This is a genomic window from Streptomyces sp. WELS2, assembly GCF_013870595.1.
Taxonomy (GTDB): domain Bacteria; phylum Actinomycetota; class Actinomycetes; order Streptomycetales; family Streptomycetaceae; genus Streptomyces.
The window spans coordinates 1-16,397 of sequence record NZ_JACBWZ010000064.1; the positions used below are offsets into that span (position 1 = coordinate 1).

At 70.4% G+C, this 16,397-nt stretch carries 19 protein-coding genes and 1 pseudogene; 11 read left to right on the forward strand and 9 right to left on the reverse strand.

All coding sequences use genetic code 11. The features are described from left to right. The 3 genes and pseudogenes from H5J33_RS06625 to rplI all read left to right on the forward strand — a co-directional run. Positions 1 to 723: pseudogene (locus tag H5J33_RS06625) on the forward strand (polyketide synthase); the annotation flags it as partial. A 105-nt stretch (positions 724 to 828) separates the two neighbouring features. After that, complete coding sequence (rpsR, locus tag H5J33_RS06630; protein ID WP_003949403.1) at positions 829 to 1,065, forward strand: 30S ribosomal protein S18; 237 nt, start codon at positions 829 to 831, stop codon at positions 1,063 to 1,065. A gap of 18 nt (positions 1,066 to 1,083) precedes the next feature. Continuing rightward, positions 1,084 to 1,530, forward strand: coding sequence for a 50S ribosomal protein L9 (gene rplI, locus H5J33_RS06635; RefSeq protein WP_030786327.1), 447 nt, complete (start codon positions 1,084 to 1,086; stop codon positions 1,528 to 1,530). Between the two features lie 151 nt (positions 1,531 to 1,681). On the opposite strand, the gene H5J33_RS06640 is transcribed toward rplI, so the two are convergent. Further along, positions 1,682 to 3,025, reverse strand: a complete 1,344-nt coding sequence (locus H5J33_RS06640; RefSeq protein ID WP_399552780.1) for an MATE family efflux transporter — start codon at positions 3,023 to 3,025, stop codon at positions 1,682 to 1,684. Between the two features lie 476 nt (positions 3,026 to 3,501). On the opposite strand from H5J33_RS06640, the gene dnaB reads away from it, so the two are divergent. The 3 genes from dnaB to H5J33_RS06655 all read left to right on the forward strand — a co-directional run bounded on the left by dnaB (position 3,502) and on the right by H5J33_RS06655 (position 6,997). After that, complete coding sequence (gene dnaB / locus H5J33_RS06645; protein WP_181793904.1) at positions 3,502 to 4,980, forward strand: replicative DNA helicase; 1,479 nt, start codon at positions 3,502 to 3,504, stop codon at positions 4,978 to 4,980. 76 nt (positions 4,981 to 5,056) lie between these two features. Then, positions 5,057 to 5,485, forward strand: a complete 429-nt coding sequence (locus H5J33_RS06650) for a VOC family protein (RefSeq protein ID WP_181793906.1) — start codon at positions 5,057 to 5,059, stop codon at positions 5,483 to 5,485. Between the two features lie 126 nt (positions 5,486 to 5,611). Further along, positions 5,612 to 6,997 carry a serine hydrolase gene (locus H5J33_RS06655; protein ID WP_181793908.1) on the forward strand — a complete coding sequence of 462 codons (1,386 nt, stop codon included), beginning with the start codon at positions 5,612 to 5,614 and terminating at the stop codon, positions 6,995 to 6,997. Between the two features lie 71 nt (positions 6,998 to 7,068). Here the strand turns inward: H5J33_RS06655 and H5J33_RS06660 are convergent, their stop codons facing one another. Together H5J33_RS06660 and H5J33_RS06665 are read right to left on the reverse strand one after the other, a co-directional pair. Continuing rightward, positions 7,069 to 7,521 (reverse strand): GNAT family N-acetyltransferase, encoded by a 453-nt coding sequence (locus H5J33_RS06660; protein ID WP_181793910.1) that lies wholly within the window; start codon positions 7,519 to 7,521, stop codon positions 7,069 to 7,071. A 9-nt stretch (positions 7,522 to 7,530) separates the two neighbouring features. Then, positions 7,531 to 7,989 (reverse strand): MarR family winged helix-turn-helix transcriptional regulator, encoded by a 459-nt coding sequence (locus H5J33_RS06665; protein ID WP_181793912.1) that lies wholly within the window; start codon positions 7,987 to 7,989, stop codon positions 7,531 to 7,533. A 141-nt stretch (positions 7,990 to 8,130) separates the two neighbouring features. On the opposite strand from H5J33_RS06665, the gene H5J33_RS06670 reads away from it, so the two are divergent. Together H5J33_RS06670 and H5J33_RS06675 are read left to right on the forward strand one after the other, a co-directional pair. After that, the gene (locus H5J33_RS06670) at positions 8,131 to 9,339 is read left to right on the forward strand and encodes an MFS transporter (protein ID WP_181793914.1); all 1,209 of its coding nucleotides are present in this window, start codon (positions 8,131 to 8,133) and stop codon (positions 9,337 to 9,339) included. 92 nt (positions 9,340 to 9,431) lie between these two features. Beyond that, entirely contained in the window at positions 9,432 to 9,851 is a 420-nt protein-coding gene (locus tag H5J33_RS06675; RefSeq protein WP_181793916.1) for a heme-binding protein, read from the forward strand. 71 nt (positions 9,852 to 9,922) lie between these two features. Here the strand turns inward: H5J33_RS06675 and H5J33_RS06680 are convergent, their stop codons facing one another. Next, on the reverse strand, positions 9,923 to 10,789 hold the full coding sequence (locus tag H5J33_RS06680) for a GNAT family N-acetyltransferase (protein ID WP_181793917.1): 867 nt from the start codon (positions 10,787 to 10,789) through the stop codon (positions 9,923 to 9,925). Between the two features lie 150 nt (positions 10,790 to 10,939). Here H5J33_RS06680 and H5J33_RS06685 point away from each other — a divergent pair, with 150 nt between their 5' ends. Further along, positions 10,940 to 11,572: an HAD family phosphatase gene (locus H5J33_RS06685; protein WP_181793919.1), complete on the forward strand. Its 633-nt coding sequence runs from the start codon at positions 10,940 to 10,942 to the stop codon at positions 11,570 to 11,572. 53 nt (positions 11,573 to 11,625) lie between these two features. Here the strand turns inward: H5J33_RS06685 and H5J33_RS06690 are convergent, their stop codons facing one another. From H5J33_RS06690 to H5J33_RS06710, 5 genes are all read right to left on the reverse strand, one after another. Continuing rightward, complete coding sequence (locus tag H5J33_RS06690; protein ID WP_181793921.1) at positions 11,626 to 12,108, reverse strand: NUDIX domain-containing protein; 483 nt, start codon at positions 12,106 to 12,108, stop codon at positions 11,626 to 11,628. Between the two features lie 86 nt (positions 12,109 to 12,194). After that, the gene (locus tag H5J33_RS06695) at positions 12,195 to 13,100 is read right to left on the reverse strand and encodes a LysR family transcriptional regulator (RefSeq protein WP_181793923.1); all 906 of its coding nucleotides are present in this window, start codon (positions 13,098 to 13,100) and stop codon (positions 12,195 to 12,197) included. Positions 13,101 to 13,324: 224 nt separating this feature from the next. Continuing rightward, positions 13,325 to 14,473, reverse strand: a complete 1,149-nt coding sequence (locus H5J33_RS06700) for a cystathionine gamma-lyase (protein ID WP_181793925.1) — start codon at positions 14,471 to 14,473, stop codon at positions 13,325 to 13,327. Beyond that, positions 14,470 to 14,961 carry a low molecular weight protein-tyrosine-phosphatase gene (locus H5J33_RS06705; RefSeq protein ID WP_181793926.1) on the reverse strand — a complete coding sequence of 164 codons (492 nt, stop codon included), beginning with the start codon at positions 14,959 to 14,961 and terminating at the stop codon, positions 14,470 to 14,472. Before H5J33_RS06705 ends, H5J33_RS06700 begins: the two co-directional genes overlap by 4 nt. 7 nt (positions 14,962 to 14,968) lie before the next feature. Beyond that, the gene (locus H5J33_RS06710) at positions 14,969 to 15,346 is read right to left on the reverse strand and encodes a phage holin family protein (protein ID WP_181793928.1); all 378 of its coding nucleotides are present in this window, start codon (positions 15,344 to 15,346) and stop codon (positions 14,969 to 14,971) included. 103 nt (positions 15,347 to 15,449) lie between these two features. On the opposite strand from H5J33_RS06710, the gene H5J33_RS06715 reads away from it, so the two are divergent. Both H5J33_RS06715 and H5J33_RS06720 read left to right on the forward strand, forming a co-directional pair. Further along, positions 15,450 to 15,767 carry a cupin domain-containing protein gene (locus H5J33_RS06715; RefSeq protein WP_181793930.1) on the forward strand — a complete coding sequence of 106 codons (318 nt, stop codon included), beginning with the start codon at positions 15,450 to 15,452 and terminating at the stop codon, positions 15,765 to 15,767. A 133-nt stretch (positions 15,768 to 15,900) separates the two neighbouring features. Next, positions 15,901 to 16,113, forward strand: a complete 213-nt coding sequence (locus H5J33_RS06720; RefSeq protein WP_181793932.1) for a DUF5326 family protein — start codon at positions 15,901 to 15,903, stop codon at positions 16,111 to 16,113. Positions 16,114 to 16,397 lie beyond the last annotated feature (284 nt).

The window sequence follows — 16,397 nt, forward strand, 5'->3', positions numbered from 1 at the left end:
CGGGAAGTCCCCGCCGACCGCTGGGACGCGGCGGAGCACACCGGCGAGGCGACGGACACCCCCGGCGCGGGCACCCGGTGGGGCGGCTTCCTCGACGGCGCGGACCGGTTCGACGCGGCCTTCTTCGGCATCTCCCCGCGCGAGGCCACCGCGATGGACCCGCAGCAGCGGATCACGCTGGAACTGGGCTGGGAGGCACTGGAAGACGCCGGAATCCTCCCCGAGTCGCTGCGCGGCACCGACGCCGGCGTCTTCGTCGGCGCGATCTGGGACGACTACGCCACGCTGGCCCGCCGCCGGGGCACCAGCGGCATCACCCCGCACACCCTCACCGGCCTCCAGCGCGGCATCATCGCCAACCGCCTCTCCTACGTCCTCGGGCTGCGCGGCCCCAGCCTGACCGTGGACAGCGGCCAGTCCTCCTCCCTCACCGCCGTCCACCTGGCCTGCGAGAGCCTGCGCGGTGGCGAGACCCGCGTCGCCCTCGCCGGCGGCATCAACCTCGACCTGGTGCCCGAAAGCGCCCTGACCGTCGCCGAGTTCGGGGCCCTGTCACCGGACGGCCGCTGCTTCACCTTCGACAGCGGCGCCAACGGCATCGTGCGCGGCGAGGGCGGCGGCCTGATCGTCCTCAAGCGGCTGTCCGACGCGCTCGCCGACGGCGACCGCGTCCACTGCCTCATCCGCGGCAGCGCCGTCAACAACGACGGCGGCGGTGGCGGCTACTCGGACGAACCCCCCTTCTAAGCCTTCGGGCCAGGCCTTCCGGGCCGGTCCGGGCCGAGGGCGGGTCGTACCCCCACTTCTTGATCACACAGGAGAATCACCATGGCGAAGCCGCCTGTGCGCAAGCCGAAGAAGAAGGTCTGCGCTTTCTGCAAGGACAAGGTCACGTACGTGGACTACAAGGACACGAACATGCTGCGGAAGTTCATTTCCGACCGCGGCAAGATCCGTGCCCGCCGCGTGACCGGCAACTGCACGCAGCACCAGCGTGACGTCGCCACGGCCGTCAAGAACAGCCGTGAGATGGCGCTGCTGCCCTACACCTCCACCGCGCGATAAGGGAAGGGTGACCGACTCATGAAGATCATCCTCACCCACGAGGTCTCCGGCCTCGGTGCCGCGGGCGACGTCGTCGACGTCAAGGACGGTTACGCTCGCAACTACCTGATCCCGCGGAAGTTCGCGATCCGCTGGACCAAGGGTGGCGAGAAGGACGTCGAGCAGATCCGCCGCGCCCGCAAGATCCACGAGATCCAGACCATCGAGCAGGCCAACCAGGTCAAGGCCCAGCTCGAGGGCGTCAAGGTCCGCCTGGCCGTCCGCTCCGGCGACTCCGGCCGTCTCTTCGGTTCCGTCACCCCGGCCGACATCGCGTCCGCGATCAAGGCTTCCGGTGGCCCCGAGGTCGACAAGCGCCGCATCGAGCTCGGTGCTCCGATCAAGACCCTGGGCGCCCACGAGACGTCCGTGCGTCTGCACCCCGAGGTTGCCGCCAAGGTCAACATCGAGGTCGTCGCGGCCTGATCGCCGCGTGATCGCAACGCTCGCTTGAGCCGTTGAGAGGGGCCGTGTCCGCGAAGGATGCGGCCCCTCTGGCATGTCCGTGTGCCCTGGGTCAGGGGCCACCGCGGCATGTTTCACGTGAAACGGACGGCGGCCGGAAGCGGTGCGACAGTCAGCGGGTCGCGCCCGTCACGATCCAGCGGCCCGAGCGGGTGCGCAGCCACAGCGTCAGCATGCGCACCGCCATCATCAGGGCCATCGCCGCCCAGACCGCGGTCAGCCCGCCGCCGAGCGTGGGCACCAGCAGGGCCACCGGTGCGAATACCGCCAGGGTGACGACCATGGCCCAGGCCAGATAGGGGCCGTCCCCCGCACCCATCAGGACACCGTCCAGGACGAAGACGATCCCGCAGACGGGCTGGGCGAGCGCCACGAGCAGCAGGGCCGGCAGTGCGGCGTCCTTCACCCCGGGGTCGCTGGTGAACAGCGGCAGGAAGAGCGGTCGCGTGACCACCACGAGCACGCCCAGGACGACACCGGTCGCGATGCCCCACTGGACCATGCGACGACAGGCCTGGCGGGCTCCCTGGGCATCGTCCGCACCGAGGTAGCGGCCGATGATGGCCTGCCCGGCGATCGCTATCGCGTCGAGCGCGAAGGCCAGCAGGCTCCACAGGGAGAGGATGATCTGGTGCGCGGCGATGTCGGCGTCCCCGAGGCGGGCCGCGACCGCCGTGGCGATCATGGTCATCGCCCGCAGGGAGAGCGTACGGACGAGAAGGGGCACGCCGGCCTGGGCCGAGGCCCGGATTCCGGCGGCGTCGGGCCGGAGCGAGGCGCCGTGCCGACGGGCCCCGCGGACGACCACCGTGAGATAGACGGCGGCCATGCCGCACTGCGCGATGACCGTGCCCCAGGCCGAGCCGGCGATGCCCAGTCCGGCGCCGTAGACCAGTCCGGCGTTGAGGGCGGCGTTGGCGACGAAGCCGGCGACGGCGACGTAGAGCGGGGTTCGGGTGTCGTGCAGACCGCGCAGTACCCCGGTCGCGGCCAGGACGATGAGCATCGGCGGGATGCCCAGCGCGGAGATGCGCAGATAGGTGGTGGCGTAGGGTGCCGCGGTGGACGAGGCGCCGAAGAGGTCGACGATGCCGGGGGCCAGCGGCAGGAAGACGGCGATGACGGCGGTGCCGAGCAGCAGCGCCAGCCAGATGCCGTCCATGCCCTGCCGGAGCGCTGCCGGGAGATCGCCGGCGCCCATGCGGCGGGCCACCGCGGCGGTGGTGGCGTAGGCGAGGAAGACGAAGACGCTCACGGCGGTGGTCAGGAGCGCCGAGGCGACGCCGAGACCGGCCAGTTGGGCGGTCCCGAGGTGGCCGACGATCGCACTGTCGGCCATGACGAAAAGAGGCTCGGCGACTAGGGCACCGAAGGCGGGCACGGCCAGCGCGACGATTTCCCGGTCGTGCCGCCGCCGGGTTGCCTGGATCATGTCTGGAGCCTCTGTCATGCGCATCAATCTAATCGTCCACAGGTAAGAGATGCAATCGTCTAGTGCTCCTTACCTTTCGTCTCGGGCCGTGTCGTTTCGGGTACCGTTCGAAGCGATCTTGGCCCGACCGGGGAAGTTTTTCTTCTGCACAGCCAGTGGATCACAAAGTCGCAGGTCAGAGGCGTGTTGCCGGGAAGATCGAGGGCTTGTTCACAGGGCTGTCCACCGGGTCGTGCACAGGTTTCGGCGAGTTCTCCACAGCAACGGGCCCGTCGTCCACATGGCCTGTGGATAACCAGATTGGCTGACGGTGCCGACGGGCCTACCGTGGTGCGGCGCCCGCTCCTTCCCACGGCCCGGCGAGTGACCCTCTTCCGGCCCGGGATCCGTCACAAATCCGACGCGCGAGAACCGGAGTCGGGCTTCTCGAATTGTCAGTGTCGTGCCGTACAAAAGAGGCCACGGCGAGGTCCGCCGTGCGGACGGGAGGAGGTGGCTCGGTGAGCATTTCCGAGCCCTTGGACGATCCGTGGGCCGACAGCGGACCCAGCGATCGTCTGCCGGCCTCCCGCCGGCGGGGTGACGGCGCCCGGGGCCGGGACGAGCAGCACGACCGGGGCCGGGAGTCCGGCGCCTGGGACGGCGGTTCCTCCTCCTTCGAGCGGGTGCCGCCGCAGGACCTGGACGCCGAGCAGTCCGTACTGGGCGGCATGCTGCTGTCCAAGGACGCCATCGCCGACGTCGTGGAGATCCTCAAGGGCCACGACTTCTACAAGCCCGCGCACGAGACGATCTACCAGGCCATCCTGGACGTCTACGCCAAGGGCGAGCCGGTGGACCCGATCACCATCGCCGCCGAGCTGACCAAGCGCGGCGAGATCAACAAGGTCGGCGGCGCGGCGTATCTGCACACCCTCGTCCAGACGGTTCCGACGGCGGCCAACGCCGAGTACTACGCGGAGATCGTCCACGAGCGGGCCGTCCTGCGCCGCCTCGTCGAAGCCGGTACGCGCATCACACAGATGGGGTACGCGGCCGACGGCGACGTGGACGAGATCGTCAACCGCGCCCAGGCCGAGATCTACGCCGTCACCGAGCAGCGCACCAGCGAGGACTACCTCCCGCTCGGCGACATCATGGAGGGCGCCCTCGACGAGATCGAGGCGATCGGCTCCCGCAGCGGCGAGATGACGGGCGTGCCCACCGGGTTCACCGACTTCGACTCCCTCACGAACGGCCTCCACCCCGGGCAGATGATCGTCATCGCGGCCCGCCCCGCCATGGGTAAGTCGACGCTCGCGCTGGACTTCGCCCGGGCCGCCTCCATCAAGCACAACCTGCCGAGCGTGATCTTCTCGCTCGAAATGGGGCGCAACGAGATCGCGATGCGTCTGCTGTCCGCCGAGGCCCGCGTCGCCCTGCACCACATGCGGTCCGGCACGATGACGGATGAGGACTGGACGCGGCTCGCCCGTCGGATGCCGGACGTGTCGGCCGCACCGCTCTACATCGACGACTCCCCGAATCTGTCGATGATGGAGATCCGGGCCAAGTGCCGGCGCCTGAAGCAGCGCAACGACCTGAAGCTCGTCGTCATCGACTACCTCCAGCTGATGCAGTCCGGCGGTTCCAAGCGCGCCGAGAGCCGCCAGCAGGAGGTCTCGGACATGTCCCGTAACCTCAAGCTGCTCGCCAAGGAGCTGGAGATCCCGGTCATCGCGCTCTCCCAGCTCAACCGTGGCCCCGAGCAGCGCACCGACAAGAAGCCGATGGTGTCCGACCTGCGTGAGTCCGGCTCCATCGAGCAGGACGCCGACATGGTCATCCTGCTGCACCGCGAGGACGCCTACGAGAAGGAGTCCCCGCGCGCGGGCGAGGCGGACCTGATCGTCGCCAAGCACCGAAACGGCCCCACGGCCACCATCACGGTCGCCTTCCAGGGCCACTACTCCCGTTTCGTGGACATGGCCCAGACCTGACGCCCTCGAGACTCGGCCCGGGCGGCGGCCACGGAACAGGGTCCCGGAGCACAATGCGCGCCACTATGGTGGGCCGATGGTGTCGATCAAGCGGTTCCAGGTCACCTTCGACTGCGCGGAACCGGAGCGGCTCGCGCGATTCTGGTGCGAGGTGCTTGGGTACGTCGTGCCGCCGCCCCCGGAGGGGTTCGCCTCCTGGGACGACTTCGACCGCTCGCTGCCGCCGGAGGCCCAGGGTTCGCGATACGCCTGCGTCGATCCCTCCGGCGTGGGACCGCGACTGTTCTTCCAGCGTGTTCCCGAAGGGAAGGTCGTCAAGAACCGGGTGCATCTTTGCGTGCGGGTCGGCACCGGGCTCGTCGGTGAGGAGCGTCTGGCCGCGCTCGAAGCCGAGTGCGCGCGACTGGTCCCGCTGGGGGCGGTACGCCAGCGACTGCTGTACGACGGCCATGATGCGTGCATCGTGATGCAGGACATCGAGGGCAACGAGTTCTGTCTGGACTGACGAGTTCTGTCTGGGCTGAGGGGCCCGCGAACGCGACGAGCCGTACGACGGCAGGCGGTGCCACGGCGGTCCGGGCACGGGTAAATGGATTCGACGGCCGCCGTCGGCACGGGATGGACTGGGCGCATGACGACATCTCAGGAATCGCTGCTGCCGGGCACCCGGCGTGCGCTGCTGCACCGGATCGCCGTCGCGCAGGCCGAGGGACGGGCTCCGTCGCTGGTGGCCGCCGTCGTACGGGACGGGCGGGCCGTGTGGCACGGGTCGCGGACCTCGGTGGACGGACACGGGCCGGACGAGACAGTGCAGTACCGGATCGGGTCCATCACCAAGACCTTCACGGCAGTGCTGGTGCTGCGGCTGCGTGACGAGGGCCTGCTCGACCTCGGTGATCCGCTGGAGAAGCATCTGCCGGGCACCGGCGTGGGGGAGGTGACCGTCGCCGAGCTGCTCGCCCACACTTCGGGGCTGGCGGCCGAATCACCGGCGCCCTGGTGGGAGCGGACACCCGGCTCGCTGCGGCCCGAGCTGAGCGATGTGCTGGGCGAACAGCCCCTGCTGCACCCTTCCGGACGGCGGCACCACTACTCCAACCCGGGGTACACCCTGCTCGGCGCCCTGGTGGAGGAGGTGCGCGGCGCCCCTTGGGAGCGGGTGCTGCGCGAGGAGGTCCTGGAGCCGCTCGGTCTGCACCGGACGAGTACGCAACCGCAGGCGCCGCACGCGGGCGGCTGGGCCGTGCACCCGTGGGCCGACGCGATGCTGCCCGAGCCGCTGGAGGACCTGGGCCGGATGGCGCCGGCCGGCCAGCTCTGGTCGACCACCGGGGACCTGGCGCGGTTCGCCGCGTTTCTGGTCCGGGGAGACGACCGGGTCCTCGGCGCACGGTCGGTGGCGGAGATGCGGATGCCCGCGGCGCCGGCCGAGAGCACGGACGTGGCGGACGGGGTCACGTACGGCCTCGGGCTGCAGATCCAGCACCGGGACGGCCGGTTGCTCGTCGGACACTCCGGTTCGCTGCCGGGCTTCCTGGCGAACCTCACCATCAGCGTGGCGGACGACGTGGCCGCGGTGGTGCTCACCAACTGCACCAGCGGGCCGCTGCCGGGCGCTGTGGCGGCGGACCTGGTGCGGATCGTCGCCGAGGCGGAACCCCGCATCCCCGAGCCCTGGCGGCCGCTGCGCGAGGTCGATCCGGCGGTACTGGACCTGGTGGGGCAGTGGTACTGGGGGACGCACGCTTTCGGTCTGCGCGCGAGTGCCGACGGACTGCTCTCCCTGGCGCCGCTGACCGGGGGAGGCCGCCGGGCCCGCTTCCAGGCGAACGGGGACGGTACCTGGACCGGGCTGGAGGGCTACTACGCCGGTGAGCTGCTGCGGCCCGTGCGGCACCCGGACGGGTCTGTGAGCCATCTCGACCTCGGCTCGTTCGTGTTCACTCGTCAGCCGTACGATCCCGGGGCCGCGGTACCCGGGGGCGTGGATGCCCAGGGGTGGCGGGGCATCGGCTAGTCCCTGGCCGGGCAGGGGTGTGTTTCACGTGAAACACACCCCTTTGGCCGTCGCGGCGCCCCGGAGCACGGTCAGAGCCGCAGTTTGAAGCCCTCGTGCGAGGCAGTGAAGCCCAGCCGTTCGTAGAAGCGGTGGGCGTCGGTCCGTGTCTTGTCGGACGTCAGCTGCACCATCCGGCACCCGAGCCGCCGGGAGGTGTCGATCGCCCACTCGATCAGCCTGCCGCCCAGTCCGCCGCCCCGTTCGTCGGCGTGGATGCGCACGGCCTCGATGAGCGCGCGGGTGGCTCCCTGATGCGAGAGGCCGGGGATGATCGTGAGTTGCAGGGTGCCGATGACACGGTCCTCGCGCGCGGCGACGACGAGGTGCTGGTTCGGGTCGGCGGCAAGGCGTTCCAGCGCGGTCCGGTACGGCGTCAGGTCATCCGGTGACTCGCGCTGGGCGCCGAGCGGATCATCGGCGAGCATCGCGACGATCGCCGGAAGGTCGTCGGCGGTCGCGGCGCGTATCTCAAGATCTCCCATCCGGGCACCCTACGCGGGCATGCTCAGCGACTCCACCACCCGGACCAGCGGAGCCAGTTCGGGGCTCTTCGCGGCGTCGTCCAGGGCCTCACGCAGGGCGGCGTCATTGGTGGGACGCGCCTCTTCCAGCAGGTGCAGGCCCGCCTCGGTGACGTTGGTGTAGATGCCTCGCCGGTCCGTGGGGCAGAGATAGCGCTCCAGCAGTCCGCGGTCCTCCAGCCGGCTCACCAGGCGGGTGGTGGCGCTCTGGCTGAGTACGACCGCGTCGGCGACCTGCTTCATCTGCAGATGTCCGCCTTCGCCGGCGTGCTGCCTGCTGAGCACGTCCAGCAGCGAGTACTCGCGCACGCTCAGATCGTGCTTGGTCTGCAGGGCGCGTTCGATGTGCGCCTCGATCCTTCCGTGCAGCGCAGAAAGGGCGCACCAGCCCTGGGCGAGGGCGGTGAGCGCTGGGTCCGTCGCTGTCATTGGCGTTTCCTCCGTCCCGGAGCGGCTCTCACAAGAGTAGAGCACCGCCGCAATAGTCGGCGCTTGCAATTAGCCAGCGTCTGCAATTATTGTGGACGCACGCTAAGAGCTCCTGCAATCTTCTGGGAAGGTGTACCCCACATGCCTCTCGCGCTTCTGGCCCTCGCGATCGGGGCCTTCGGAATCGGAACGACCGAGTTCGTGATCATGGGCTTGCTGCCCGAGGTCGCGAGCGACTTCGGGGTCTCCATCCCCACGGCGGGCCTGCTCGTGACCGGCTACGCCCTCGGCGTGGTCATCGGTGCCCCGATCATGACCGTGCTCGGCACCAAGGTCCCGCGCAAGCGCATGCTGATGCTGCTGATGGGCCTCTTCATCGCCGGCAACCTGCTCTCCGCGGTGGCCCCGGCATTCGCGGTCATGCTGATCGGACGGGTGATCGCCTCTCTCGCCCACGGCGCCTTCTTCGGCATCGGTTCGGTGGTCGCCGCCGAGCTGGTCGCACCGGACAAGAAGGCCGGAGCCATCGCCATGATGTTCACCGGTCTGACCATCGCCAATGTCGTCGGCGTGCCGCTGGGCACGCTCATCGGTCAGAGCATCGGCTGGCGCGTCACCTTCGGCATCGTCGCCGCGCTCGGCGTCGTCGGCCTCGCCGGTATCGCCAAGCTCGTTCCCGAGCTGCCCCGTCCGCAGGGCGTGCGGCTGCGCCACGAGCTGGCCGCCTTCAAGAACGCCCAGGTGCTGCTCGCCATGGCGATGACCGTCCTCGGCTTCGGCGGTGTCTTCGCGGCCATCACCTACATCGCGCCGATGATGACCCACGTCGCCGGATTCTCCGACGGATCGGTCACCTGGCTGCTGGTCCTGTTCGGCCTCGGCATGGTCGGCGGCAACCTCGTCGGCGGCAGGTTCGCCGACCGCGCCCTGATGCCCATGCTGTACGTCTCCCTGGGAGCCTTGGCCGTCGTCCTGGCGCTGTTCACGCTCACCGCGCATCACAAGATCGCTGCGGCGGTGACCATCGCGCTGATCGGAGCGCTGGGCTTCGCCACCGTGCCGCCGCTGCAGAAGCGCGTCCTCGACCAGGCGCACGGTGCCCCGACGCTCGCCTCCGCCGTGAACATCGGAGCCTTCAACCTGGGCAACGCCCTGTCCGCCTGGCTCGGCGGTGTCGTCATCGCGGCCGGCTTCGGCTACACGTCCCCCAACTGGGTCGGCGCCGCCCTCGCCGCTGCCGCACTGCTCCTCGCCTTCCTCTCGGCCGCCCTGGAGCGCCGGGACGGTACGCGCGGCACCGTGGTCGCCTCCGGCACGCCGGCCGAGCGGCGGACCGCCGTCCACCACTGAGCCGCCCCCACTCCCCTTCACCACAGACGTCCGTACCGGGGCCCCGTCCCGGTACGGCAAGCACCCACCTCAAGCACCAAGGAGACAGCTCCATGAGCACCACCACCGTCGCCCCGCTCACCACCGAGGACGCCGAGCTGCTCGTCGCCACGGCCCGCCGGGCGGCAGAGGACGCCGGAGTCACCGTCAGCGTCACCGTCCTGGACGCCGGTGGGCACCTGCTCGCCTTCCGCCGGGACGACCGGGCGGTGCTGATCTCCGGTGAGACCAGCACCCGCAAGGCCTACACGGCCCTCCAGCTGAACGCGCCCACCGCCGACCTCGTCGACGCCGTCCAGCCCGGCGGCCTCTTCCACACCCTGCCCACCGCTCTCGACCGGCCCCTGCTGTTCATCGCCGGCGGTGTCCCCGTCCGCCGGAACGGCCGGCTGATCGGCGCCGTCGGTGTCGGCGGCGGTGCGCCGGAGCAGGACCACGGATTCGCCACCGCGGCCGTGGAGGCGCTCGCCTGACCCGGCAGCCGTCCTCGTGACGCCGGCTCCGCCGCTTTCGACGGCGGGGCCGGCGCGCGTCCGTACGCGGGTCAGCCCGCGGCGACGGTCAGGGGTGCGAACCGCCGGGTCCAGTCCCCCGGCAGGTCCGGGATGCCGTAGGTCATCACCGCGTTGAAGGCCACGGAGGCCATCCCCCGCTCCTTGGCCCAGGCCAGCAGCTCCTCGTGACGCACGTCGATGTCGGTGCGCAGGGGGCGCTCGGTACGGGCCGCCAGTGAGGCGATGAGCGCCTTGGCGGTCTCCGTGTCCCGCGCGATCAGCGGGCCGACGACATGGGTGTCCATGTTGGGCCACGCGGCGGTGTAGCCGATGAGCCGGCCGCCCTCCTCGGCGACCCGCAACTGATCGGCGAAGGCGGGCAACCGGGTGATGAGGGCTGTGCGATCGGCGCCGAACACCTCCTCGTCGAGGCGCACGATCGCCGGGAGGTCCTCCGCGGTGGCGGCGCGCGTGACGATCGCGGACTCCGGGCCACCGGGAGTGAAGCGGCCCCTCAGCATCTCGGCCCGGCCCGTGACCTTGAAGCCCAGCTCCTCGTAGAGGGGGCGGCCGTTGGGGGTGGCGTGCAGGGTCAGGGGGGTGGTCCCCATGGCCGAGACGACGTGCCGCATCAAACGGCGTCCGACCCCTTGACGGGCATGGCGCCCGGCCACCAGGACCATGCCGATGGCCCCGAGGTCCGGCCGCCCCCATCCGCCGTACTCCGTGACGACGCACGCGGCGACCAGACCGCCCTCGGGGTCGTCGATGCCGTATCCCTTCCCGGCGGTGAGGAGGAAGCCCCACTTGTGTTCCTCGCGTGGCCACCCCCGGTCTTCGGACAGGTCGGCGCAGGCGGTGAGATCGCGAAGCGTCAGACGGCGAATGGGCAGATGGGTGAGGGAAGGAGTTGGCACGCAGGTCAGGCTGTCCGAACGGCGCCCTCGCCGTCCAGCTGTTTCGATGCAGACGCACGTGCTTTTGGCCATCTCATGGTCATCCGTACAACCGTCGGACAGCTGTGCGGTGTTTCACGTGAAACATCACACCCCGTTAGCCTCGGCGCCATGACCAGACTCCACCTGTTCGACATGGATGGGACGTTGCTGCACGGGACCACCGCTCCGCTGGAGATATCGCGCCAGTTGGGTCTGGAAAGCGAGACGGTGGCCTTGGAGCGCGCGATCGCGGACGGGCGGATCGGACCGCCGGAGTATGCCGCGCAGGTGTACGACCTGTGGTCCGGCCTGACCGACGCGCATGTGCGGGCCGCGTTCGAGGCGGCTCCCTGGCTGGCCCGGATCCGCGAGGTGTGGGCGCAGATCAGGAGCGCGGGCGAATACTGCGCGGTGGTGTCCCTCTCGCCCTCCTTCTTCGTCGAACGCCTGCTGGACTGGGGTGCCCACGCGGCCCACGGCTCCCGTTTCCCGGCCGTACCGTTCACCGAGCCCGTCGACCCGTCCGGGGTGCTCAACGCGGCCGCCAAGGTGGCCATCGCGGAACGGCTCTGCGCCGAATTCGGCGTGACCCGGGCGGACTGCGTGGCGTACGGCGACTCGGCGTCGGACAAGGAGTTGTTCGCCGCCGTACCGGTGTCCGTGGCGGTCAACGCCGACGCCCACGTGGCCGGCCTCGCCACCCATTCCTACTCGGGCCTGGACCTGTGGGAGGCCTATGAACTGGTCGGACCGGCGCGGTAGTCCTCGGAGACGCCTTCCGGGCCCAGACCGCGCTTCCTGTTCCCTGACCCGGCTCACCCGAGGTCGGGAGCGTGCATGGCCCGCACCCCCTCGATGTTCCCGTCCAGGTAGTGGCGCAGCGACAGCGGGACGAGGTGGACGGAGGCGATACCGACGCGGGTGAACGGGACGCGGACGATCTCGTACTCACCGGCCGGCTCCTCGACTTCGGGGCCGTGCCGCAGGGACGGGTCCATGGACTCCAGCCGGCAGACGAAGAAGTGCTGCACCTTCACCCCGGTCGCACCGCCGTCCTCGCCGATGTGCTCCACCGTGTCCACGAAACACGGCACCACGTCGGTGATCTTGGCGCCGAGCTCCTCGTACACCTCCCGGTGCAGGGCATCCACGACGGTCGAGTCCCCGGGTTCCACCCCGCCACCGGGAGTGACCCAGTAGGGATCGACGCCGGGCTTGGTGCGCTTGATCAGGATCAGGTCGTCACCGTCCAGGAGAACGGCACGGGCGGTGCGCTTGACCACGGGTCGGACGGTCATGGGAGAAATGTGGCCCCGCTGGTTCCACGTGAAACATCGCAAAGCGCCACGAGCCGACCGCTGTGTGTGCACTCCACCCGTGCGCCTCAGCACCAGGCCGCGGCCGCACGCTGGAGCCACTCGTGGGCCCGCGCGACATGGGGCAGGGCGAGTGTCCCGGTCCGCACCACCAGGAAGTACGTGCGCAACGGCGCCACCACCGGGTCGAGCAGGGTGACGACCGCGCCGTCCTCCAGGGGGTGCGCGCACAGATAACGGGGCAGCACCGCCATCCCGGCCCCGGCGATCGCACAGGAGAGCACCGCTCGCAGATCCGGGACGATCACCGTGCCCGTGGCGGCCGGGGCACAGTCGAAGACGGAAGCCCAGTAGCGCGAGACGAACGGCAGCGACTCGTGGACGTCGATGACGGGCAGGTCTTCCAGGGCCGGCGCGCCCTTGAGCCGCACGCTGTCCGCACCGATCCGTTCCGCCCAGCGCGGAGCCGCGACCAGCACCTGTTCCTCGTCGCACAGCGGAGTGGCGGACAGCAGGGCACCGCGCGGCCGGGTCGTGCTGACGGCCAGGTCGTGCCGGCCGCAGGACAGCCCCTCCAGCGTCTCCTCCGCCGTGCCGAAGGAGACGCGCAACGTGAAGCCCTGGCCGTCGTCGCCGTTCAGCCGGGTGAGGGCGGGCAGTACGCGTTCGGTGGTGAACTCCGGAGGGCCGGCCAGGTAGAGCGTCCGTGACGAGGAGTCGTCGTCCAGCTCGCTCTCCGCTATCCCCACCAGGGCGTCGAGATGCGGCGCGGCCCGGTGGGCGAGTTCGTCACCGATGGTCGTCGGGGTCACTCCCCGCGCCTGACGGAGGAAGAGCGGCCGGCCGAGCTGGCGCTCCAGCGTGCGGATCTGCGAGGTGACGGCCGGCTGGGAGAGGCCGAGCAGAGCTGCGGCGCGGGTGAAGGAACCAGCCCTGTGGACGGTGACGAAGGTCCGCAGCAAGGCCAGATCCATGGCGTGCCCTCCCTGTCCCTGCCTTCCTCGCCCTTCGGCCGGCCGCCAGGCAGGCACCAACTATAAATATGTCGATACGTCCCTGTCGCTACCGTGATTGGACACTGACTGAGAGTCAACTAGCCTTGTCCGGGCGGTCTTTCCACCCGGGCCGCAGACGGTCCGAGCCACGAGGGGGGAGGCTCGGACCGTCCGGGACCGGCGGCCGGTCACCGCCGAAGGGACTACTCGGCGGACTCCTCCAGGGCGCGCAGGACATCGGCCACCAGGTCCTCCGGGTCCTCCGCGCCGACGGACATCCGGATGAAGCCCTCCGGGACGTCGTCCCCGCCCCAGCGGCGGCGGCGCTCGGCCGTGGAGCGCACTCCGCCGAAGCTCGTCGCGTCCTCCACCAGGCGCAGCGCCGTGAGGAAACGCTCGGCACGCGCGCGCGTGGGCAGCGTGAAGGACACGACACAGCCGTAGCGGCGCATCTGCCGTGCCGCGACCGGGTGCGAGAGATCGTCGGGCAGGCCCGGGTAGCGCAGCCCGGAGACCTCGGGCCGCTCGCGCAGTGCCTCGGCGACCGCGAGGGCGGTGGCGTTCTGCCGGTCGACGCGCAGCTGGAGCGTGGCGATGGACCGGTGCGCGAGCCAGGCCTCCATGGGCCCGGAGATCGCGCCGACGATCTTGCGCCAGCGGCGCACGGCGGCCATCGCCTCGGCGTCACGGCCGGCCACGTAGCCCAGCAGGACATCCCCGTGCCCGGTGAGCTGCTTGGTGCCGCTGGCCACGGAGAAGTCGGCGCCCAGTTCCAGCGGGCGCTGCCCGAGCGGGGTGGCGAGGGTGTTGTCCACGGCGACCAGCGCCCCACGCGCGTGTGCCGCCTCGGCCAGTCGCCGGATGTCGCAGACGTCGAGCCCGGGGTTCGACGGGGACTCGATCCACAGCAGGCGCGCCCCGTCCAGCAGCTCCAGTTGGGCGTCGCCGCCGGTTGGCGCGGTGCGCACCTCGATGCCGTAGGCCTCCAGCTGGGCGCGGACCAGCGGCAGCACCTGGTAGCCGTCGGAGGGCAGCACGACCGCGTCGCCGGCGCGCAGCTGCGAGAACAGCACGGAGGAGATCGCGGCCATGCCGGAGGCGAACACCAGCGTCTCGACGTCCTCCCGCCCGGGCGCCTCCAGCTCGCCTATGGCCCGCTCCAGCAGGGTCCAGGTCGGATTGTCGTCACGGCCGTACGAGTACGGTCCCGTCACCTCGCCGGGCAGGTGGAAGTGCGCCGCGAACACCGGGCCGGGCAGGGTCGGCTCGTGCTTGACCGGCTCGGGCAGCCCGGCCCGTACCGCGCGCGTGCCGTCACCCGTGCGGCCCTCGTCCTTCGTGCCCTGGCTCATGCGGCCCGTCCTTCCAGTTCGTCCTGTACGGCGGCGAGCAGCCCGGTGCTCGCCGCCTCCACCATCTCAAGGCACTCCTCGAAGCCGTCCCGGCCCCCGTAGTACGGGTCGGGTACGTCGAGGTCCGGGCCGGCGGACGGGTCGTAGGAACGCAGCAGGCGGATCTTGCGGGCGTCCTCCTCGGTGGGCGCGAGGCGGCGCAGGGCCCTGAGGTGGCCGGTGTCGAGGGCGATCACGAGGTCGAGCCGGGCGAACCACGACGGCAGGAACCGGCGGGCGGTGTGCTCGCTGCCGTAACCGTGTTCCTCCAGGACCGAGACGGTGCGCGGATCGGCCGGCTCCCCCTCGTGCCAGCCGTCGGTACCGGCGCTGTCGACCACCACCAGGTCCCCCAGGCCGGCCTCCGCCACACGCGCGCGGAAGACGGATTCGGCCATCGGGGAGCGGCAGATGTTGCCGGTGCACACGAAACAGACGCGGTAGGTCATGGCGCGCTCAGTCCTCGTCGGGCAGGACGACATGCAGCGCCCAGGAGACGACGGAGACGATCAGGCCACCGAGCACGGCCGTCCAGAAGCCCTCCACATGGAAGCTGAGATCGAGCTTGCCGCACACCCAGGAGGTCAGCAGCAGCATCAGCGCGTTCACGACCAGGGTGATCAGTCCGAGGGTCAGGATGAACAGCGGGAAGGTGAGCACCTTCACGATCGGCTTGACCAGCCAGTTGACCAAGCCGAAGATCAACGCGACGACGATCAGCGTGCCGATCTTCCTGGCGGTGCCGTCACCGGTCAGGGAGATCTTGTCGAGTGCCCATACCGTGACCGCCAGGGCGCCCGCGTTGGCGATCGTCTTGACTAGGAAATTCCTCATGTGTCTGATCGTGGCAGACCGGGCGGAGCCCGGCCGGACGGCGGCGGGCGGCACCGCGAGGAGCAGGGCAACGGCGAGCAGCGAAGCGAGGACGGCAGCGGCGATGAAGGCATTCCGGCTGGATGACCTGGAGGCGGAACGCGCCGCCAACGAGGGCGCCTACCTGCAGTTCCTGCGCGAGCGGAACATGTCGGTCGGCCTGTACGCCCTCGACGCGGGTCGGCACGACCCGCAGAAGCCGCACAACCAGGACGAGGTGTACTTCGTGGTCAGCGGCCGGGCCTCGCTCACGGTGGGTCTGGAGACGACGCAGGTGGCGCGGGGCAGCGTCGTGTACGTCCCCGCCGGGGTCCCGCACAAGTTCCACCACATCAGCGAGGACCTCAGGGTGCTCGTCGTGTTCTCTCCGCCCGAGGCGTGAGCCGGAGCCCCCGGATTCCCTAGGGGACGGATCAGGGCAGGACAAGGGATGCCGGGACCCCGCTCGGGCCCTTGGCGGCCCTAGCATCGAGTGCGTACCACAGACAACGCACGAGAACGCAAAGGACGAGGCGATGCGAGAGATCTTCGCGGGGCTGCCGTGGTGGGTGAAGTGGGTCGCGGTGCCGGTCATCGCCCTGGTCGTGTTCGGCGGCCTGATAGCGAGCGTGGTCGGGTTCGTGATCGGTCTGCTGTTCAAGGCGCTGATCTTCGTCGCCCTGGTCGGCGGCCTGATCTACATCGTGCGGAAGTTCACCGGCAACTCCTCGTCACGCAACGGGTGGTGAGACACCCGGTCATCGGTCAGCGGTGACGGGGGCGGTTCCCTCGCGGGAGGGAAGTTTCGGTCCGGAGCGGTTCCGGCGCGGTGGCGGACGGTTAAAGTCCGGAACCCCCCACGGACTCCGGCCCCGTGGGCGGCGCCAACCCCGTGCACGTCCTCTCGCACGGGCTCCCCCCTCGCGCTTCGGGAGTGACCCCTTGGCCATCGTCGACACCGCACCGGCAGCACCCCACGCACCCGCCGTCGCACCGCGCCCCTGCGCACCTCCTCTCCAGCGACCGCCGTCCC

Excerpts from the sequence above, each read along its gene's own strand:
- H5J33_RS06650 (WP_181793906.1), top strand. The coding sequence starts at position 5,057 with ATGGTGTCGATCAAGCGGTTCCAGGTCACCTTCGACTGCGCGGAACCG.
- H5J33_RS06685 (WP_181793919.1), top strand. The coding sequence starts at position 10,940 with ATGACCAGACTCCACCTGTTCGACATGGATGGGACGTTGCTGCACGGG.
- H5J33_RS06640 (WP_399552780.1), bottom strand. The coding sequence starts at position 3,025 with ATGCGCATGACAGAGGCTCCAGACATGATCCAGGCAACCCGGCGGCGG.
- H5J33_RS06705 (WP_181793926.1), bottom strand. The coding sequence starts at position 14,961 with ATGACCTACCGCGTCTGTTTCGTGTGCACCGGCAACATCTGCCGCTCC.
- H5J33_RS06675 (WP_181793916.1), top strand. The coding sequence starts at position 9,432 with ATGAGCACCACCACCGTCGCCCCGCTCACCACCGAGGACGCCGAGCTG.
- H5J33_RS06710 (WP_181793928.1), bottom strand. The coding sequence starts at position 15,346 with ATGAGGAATTTCCTAGTCAAGACGATCGCCAACGCGGGCGCCCTGGCG.
- rplI (WP_030786327.1), top strand. The coding sequence starts at position 1,084 with ATGAAGATCATCCTCACCCACGAGGTCTCCGGCCTCGGTGCCGCGGGC.
- H5J33_RS06690 (WP_181793921.1), bottom strand. The coding sequence starts at position 12,108 with ATGACCGTCCGACCCGTGGTCAAGCGCACCGCCCGTGCCGTTCTCCTG.
- H5J33_RS06670 (WP_181793914.1), top strand. The coding sequence starts at position 8,131 with ATGCCTCTCGCGCTTCTGGCCCTCGCGATCGGGGCCTTCGGAATCGGA.
- H5J33_RS06715 (WP_181793930.1), top strand. The coding sequence starts at position 15,450 with ATGAAGGCATTCCGGCTGGATGACCTGGAGGCGGAACGCGCCGCCAAC.
- H5J33_RS06660 (WP_181793910.1), bottom strand. The coding sequence starts at position 7,521 with ATGGGAGATCTTGAGATACGCGCCGCGACCGCCGACGACCTTCCGGCG.
- H5J33_RS06665 (WP_181793912.1), bottom strand. The coding sequence starts at position 7,989 with ATGACAGCGACGGACCCAGCGCTCACCGCCCTCGCCCAGGGCTGGTGC.
- H5J33_RS06655 (WP_181793908.1), top strand. The coding sequence starts at position 5,612 with ATGACGACATCTCAGGAATCGCTGCTGCCGGGCACCCGGCGTGCGCTG.
- H5J33_RS06700 (WP_181793925.1), bottom strand. The coding sequence starts at position 14,473 with ATGAGCCAGGGCACGAAGGACGAGGGCCGCACGGGTGACGGCACGCGC.
- H5J33_RS06695 (WP_181793923.1), bottom strand. The coding sequence starts at position 13,100 with ATGGATCTGGCCTTGCTGCGGACCTTCGTCACCGTCCACAGGGCTGGT.
- rpsR (WP_003949403.1), top strand. The coding sequence starts at position 829 with ATGGCGAAGCCGCCTGTGCGCAAGCCGAAGAAGAAGGTCTGCGCTTTC.
- H5J33_RS06720 (WP_181793932.1), top strand. The coding sequence starts at position 15,901 with ATGCGAGAGATCTTCGCGGGGCTGCCGTGGTGGGTGAAGTGGGTCGCG.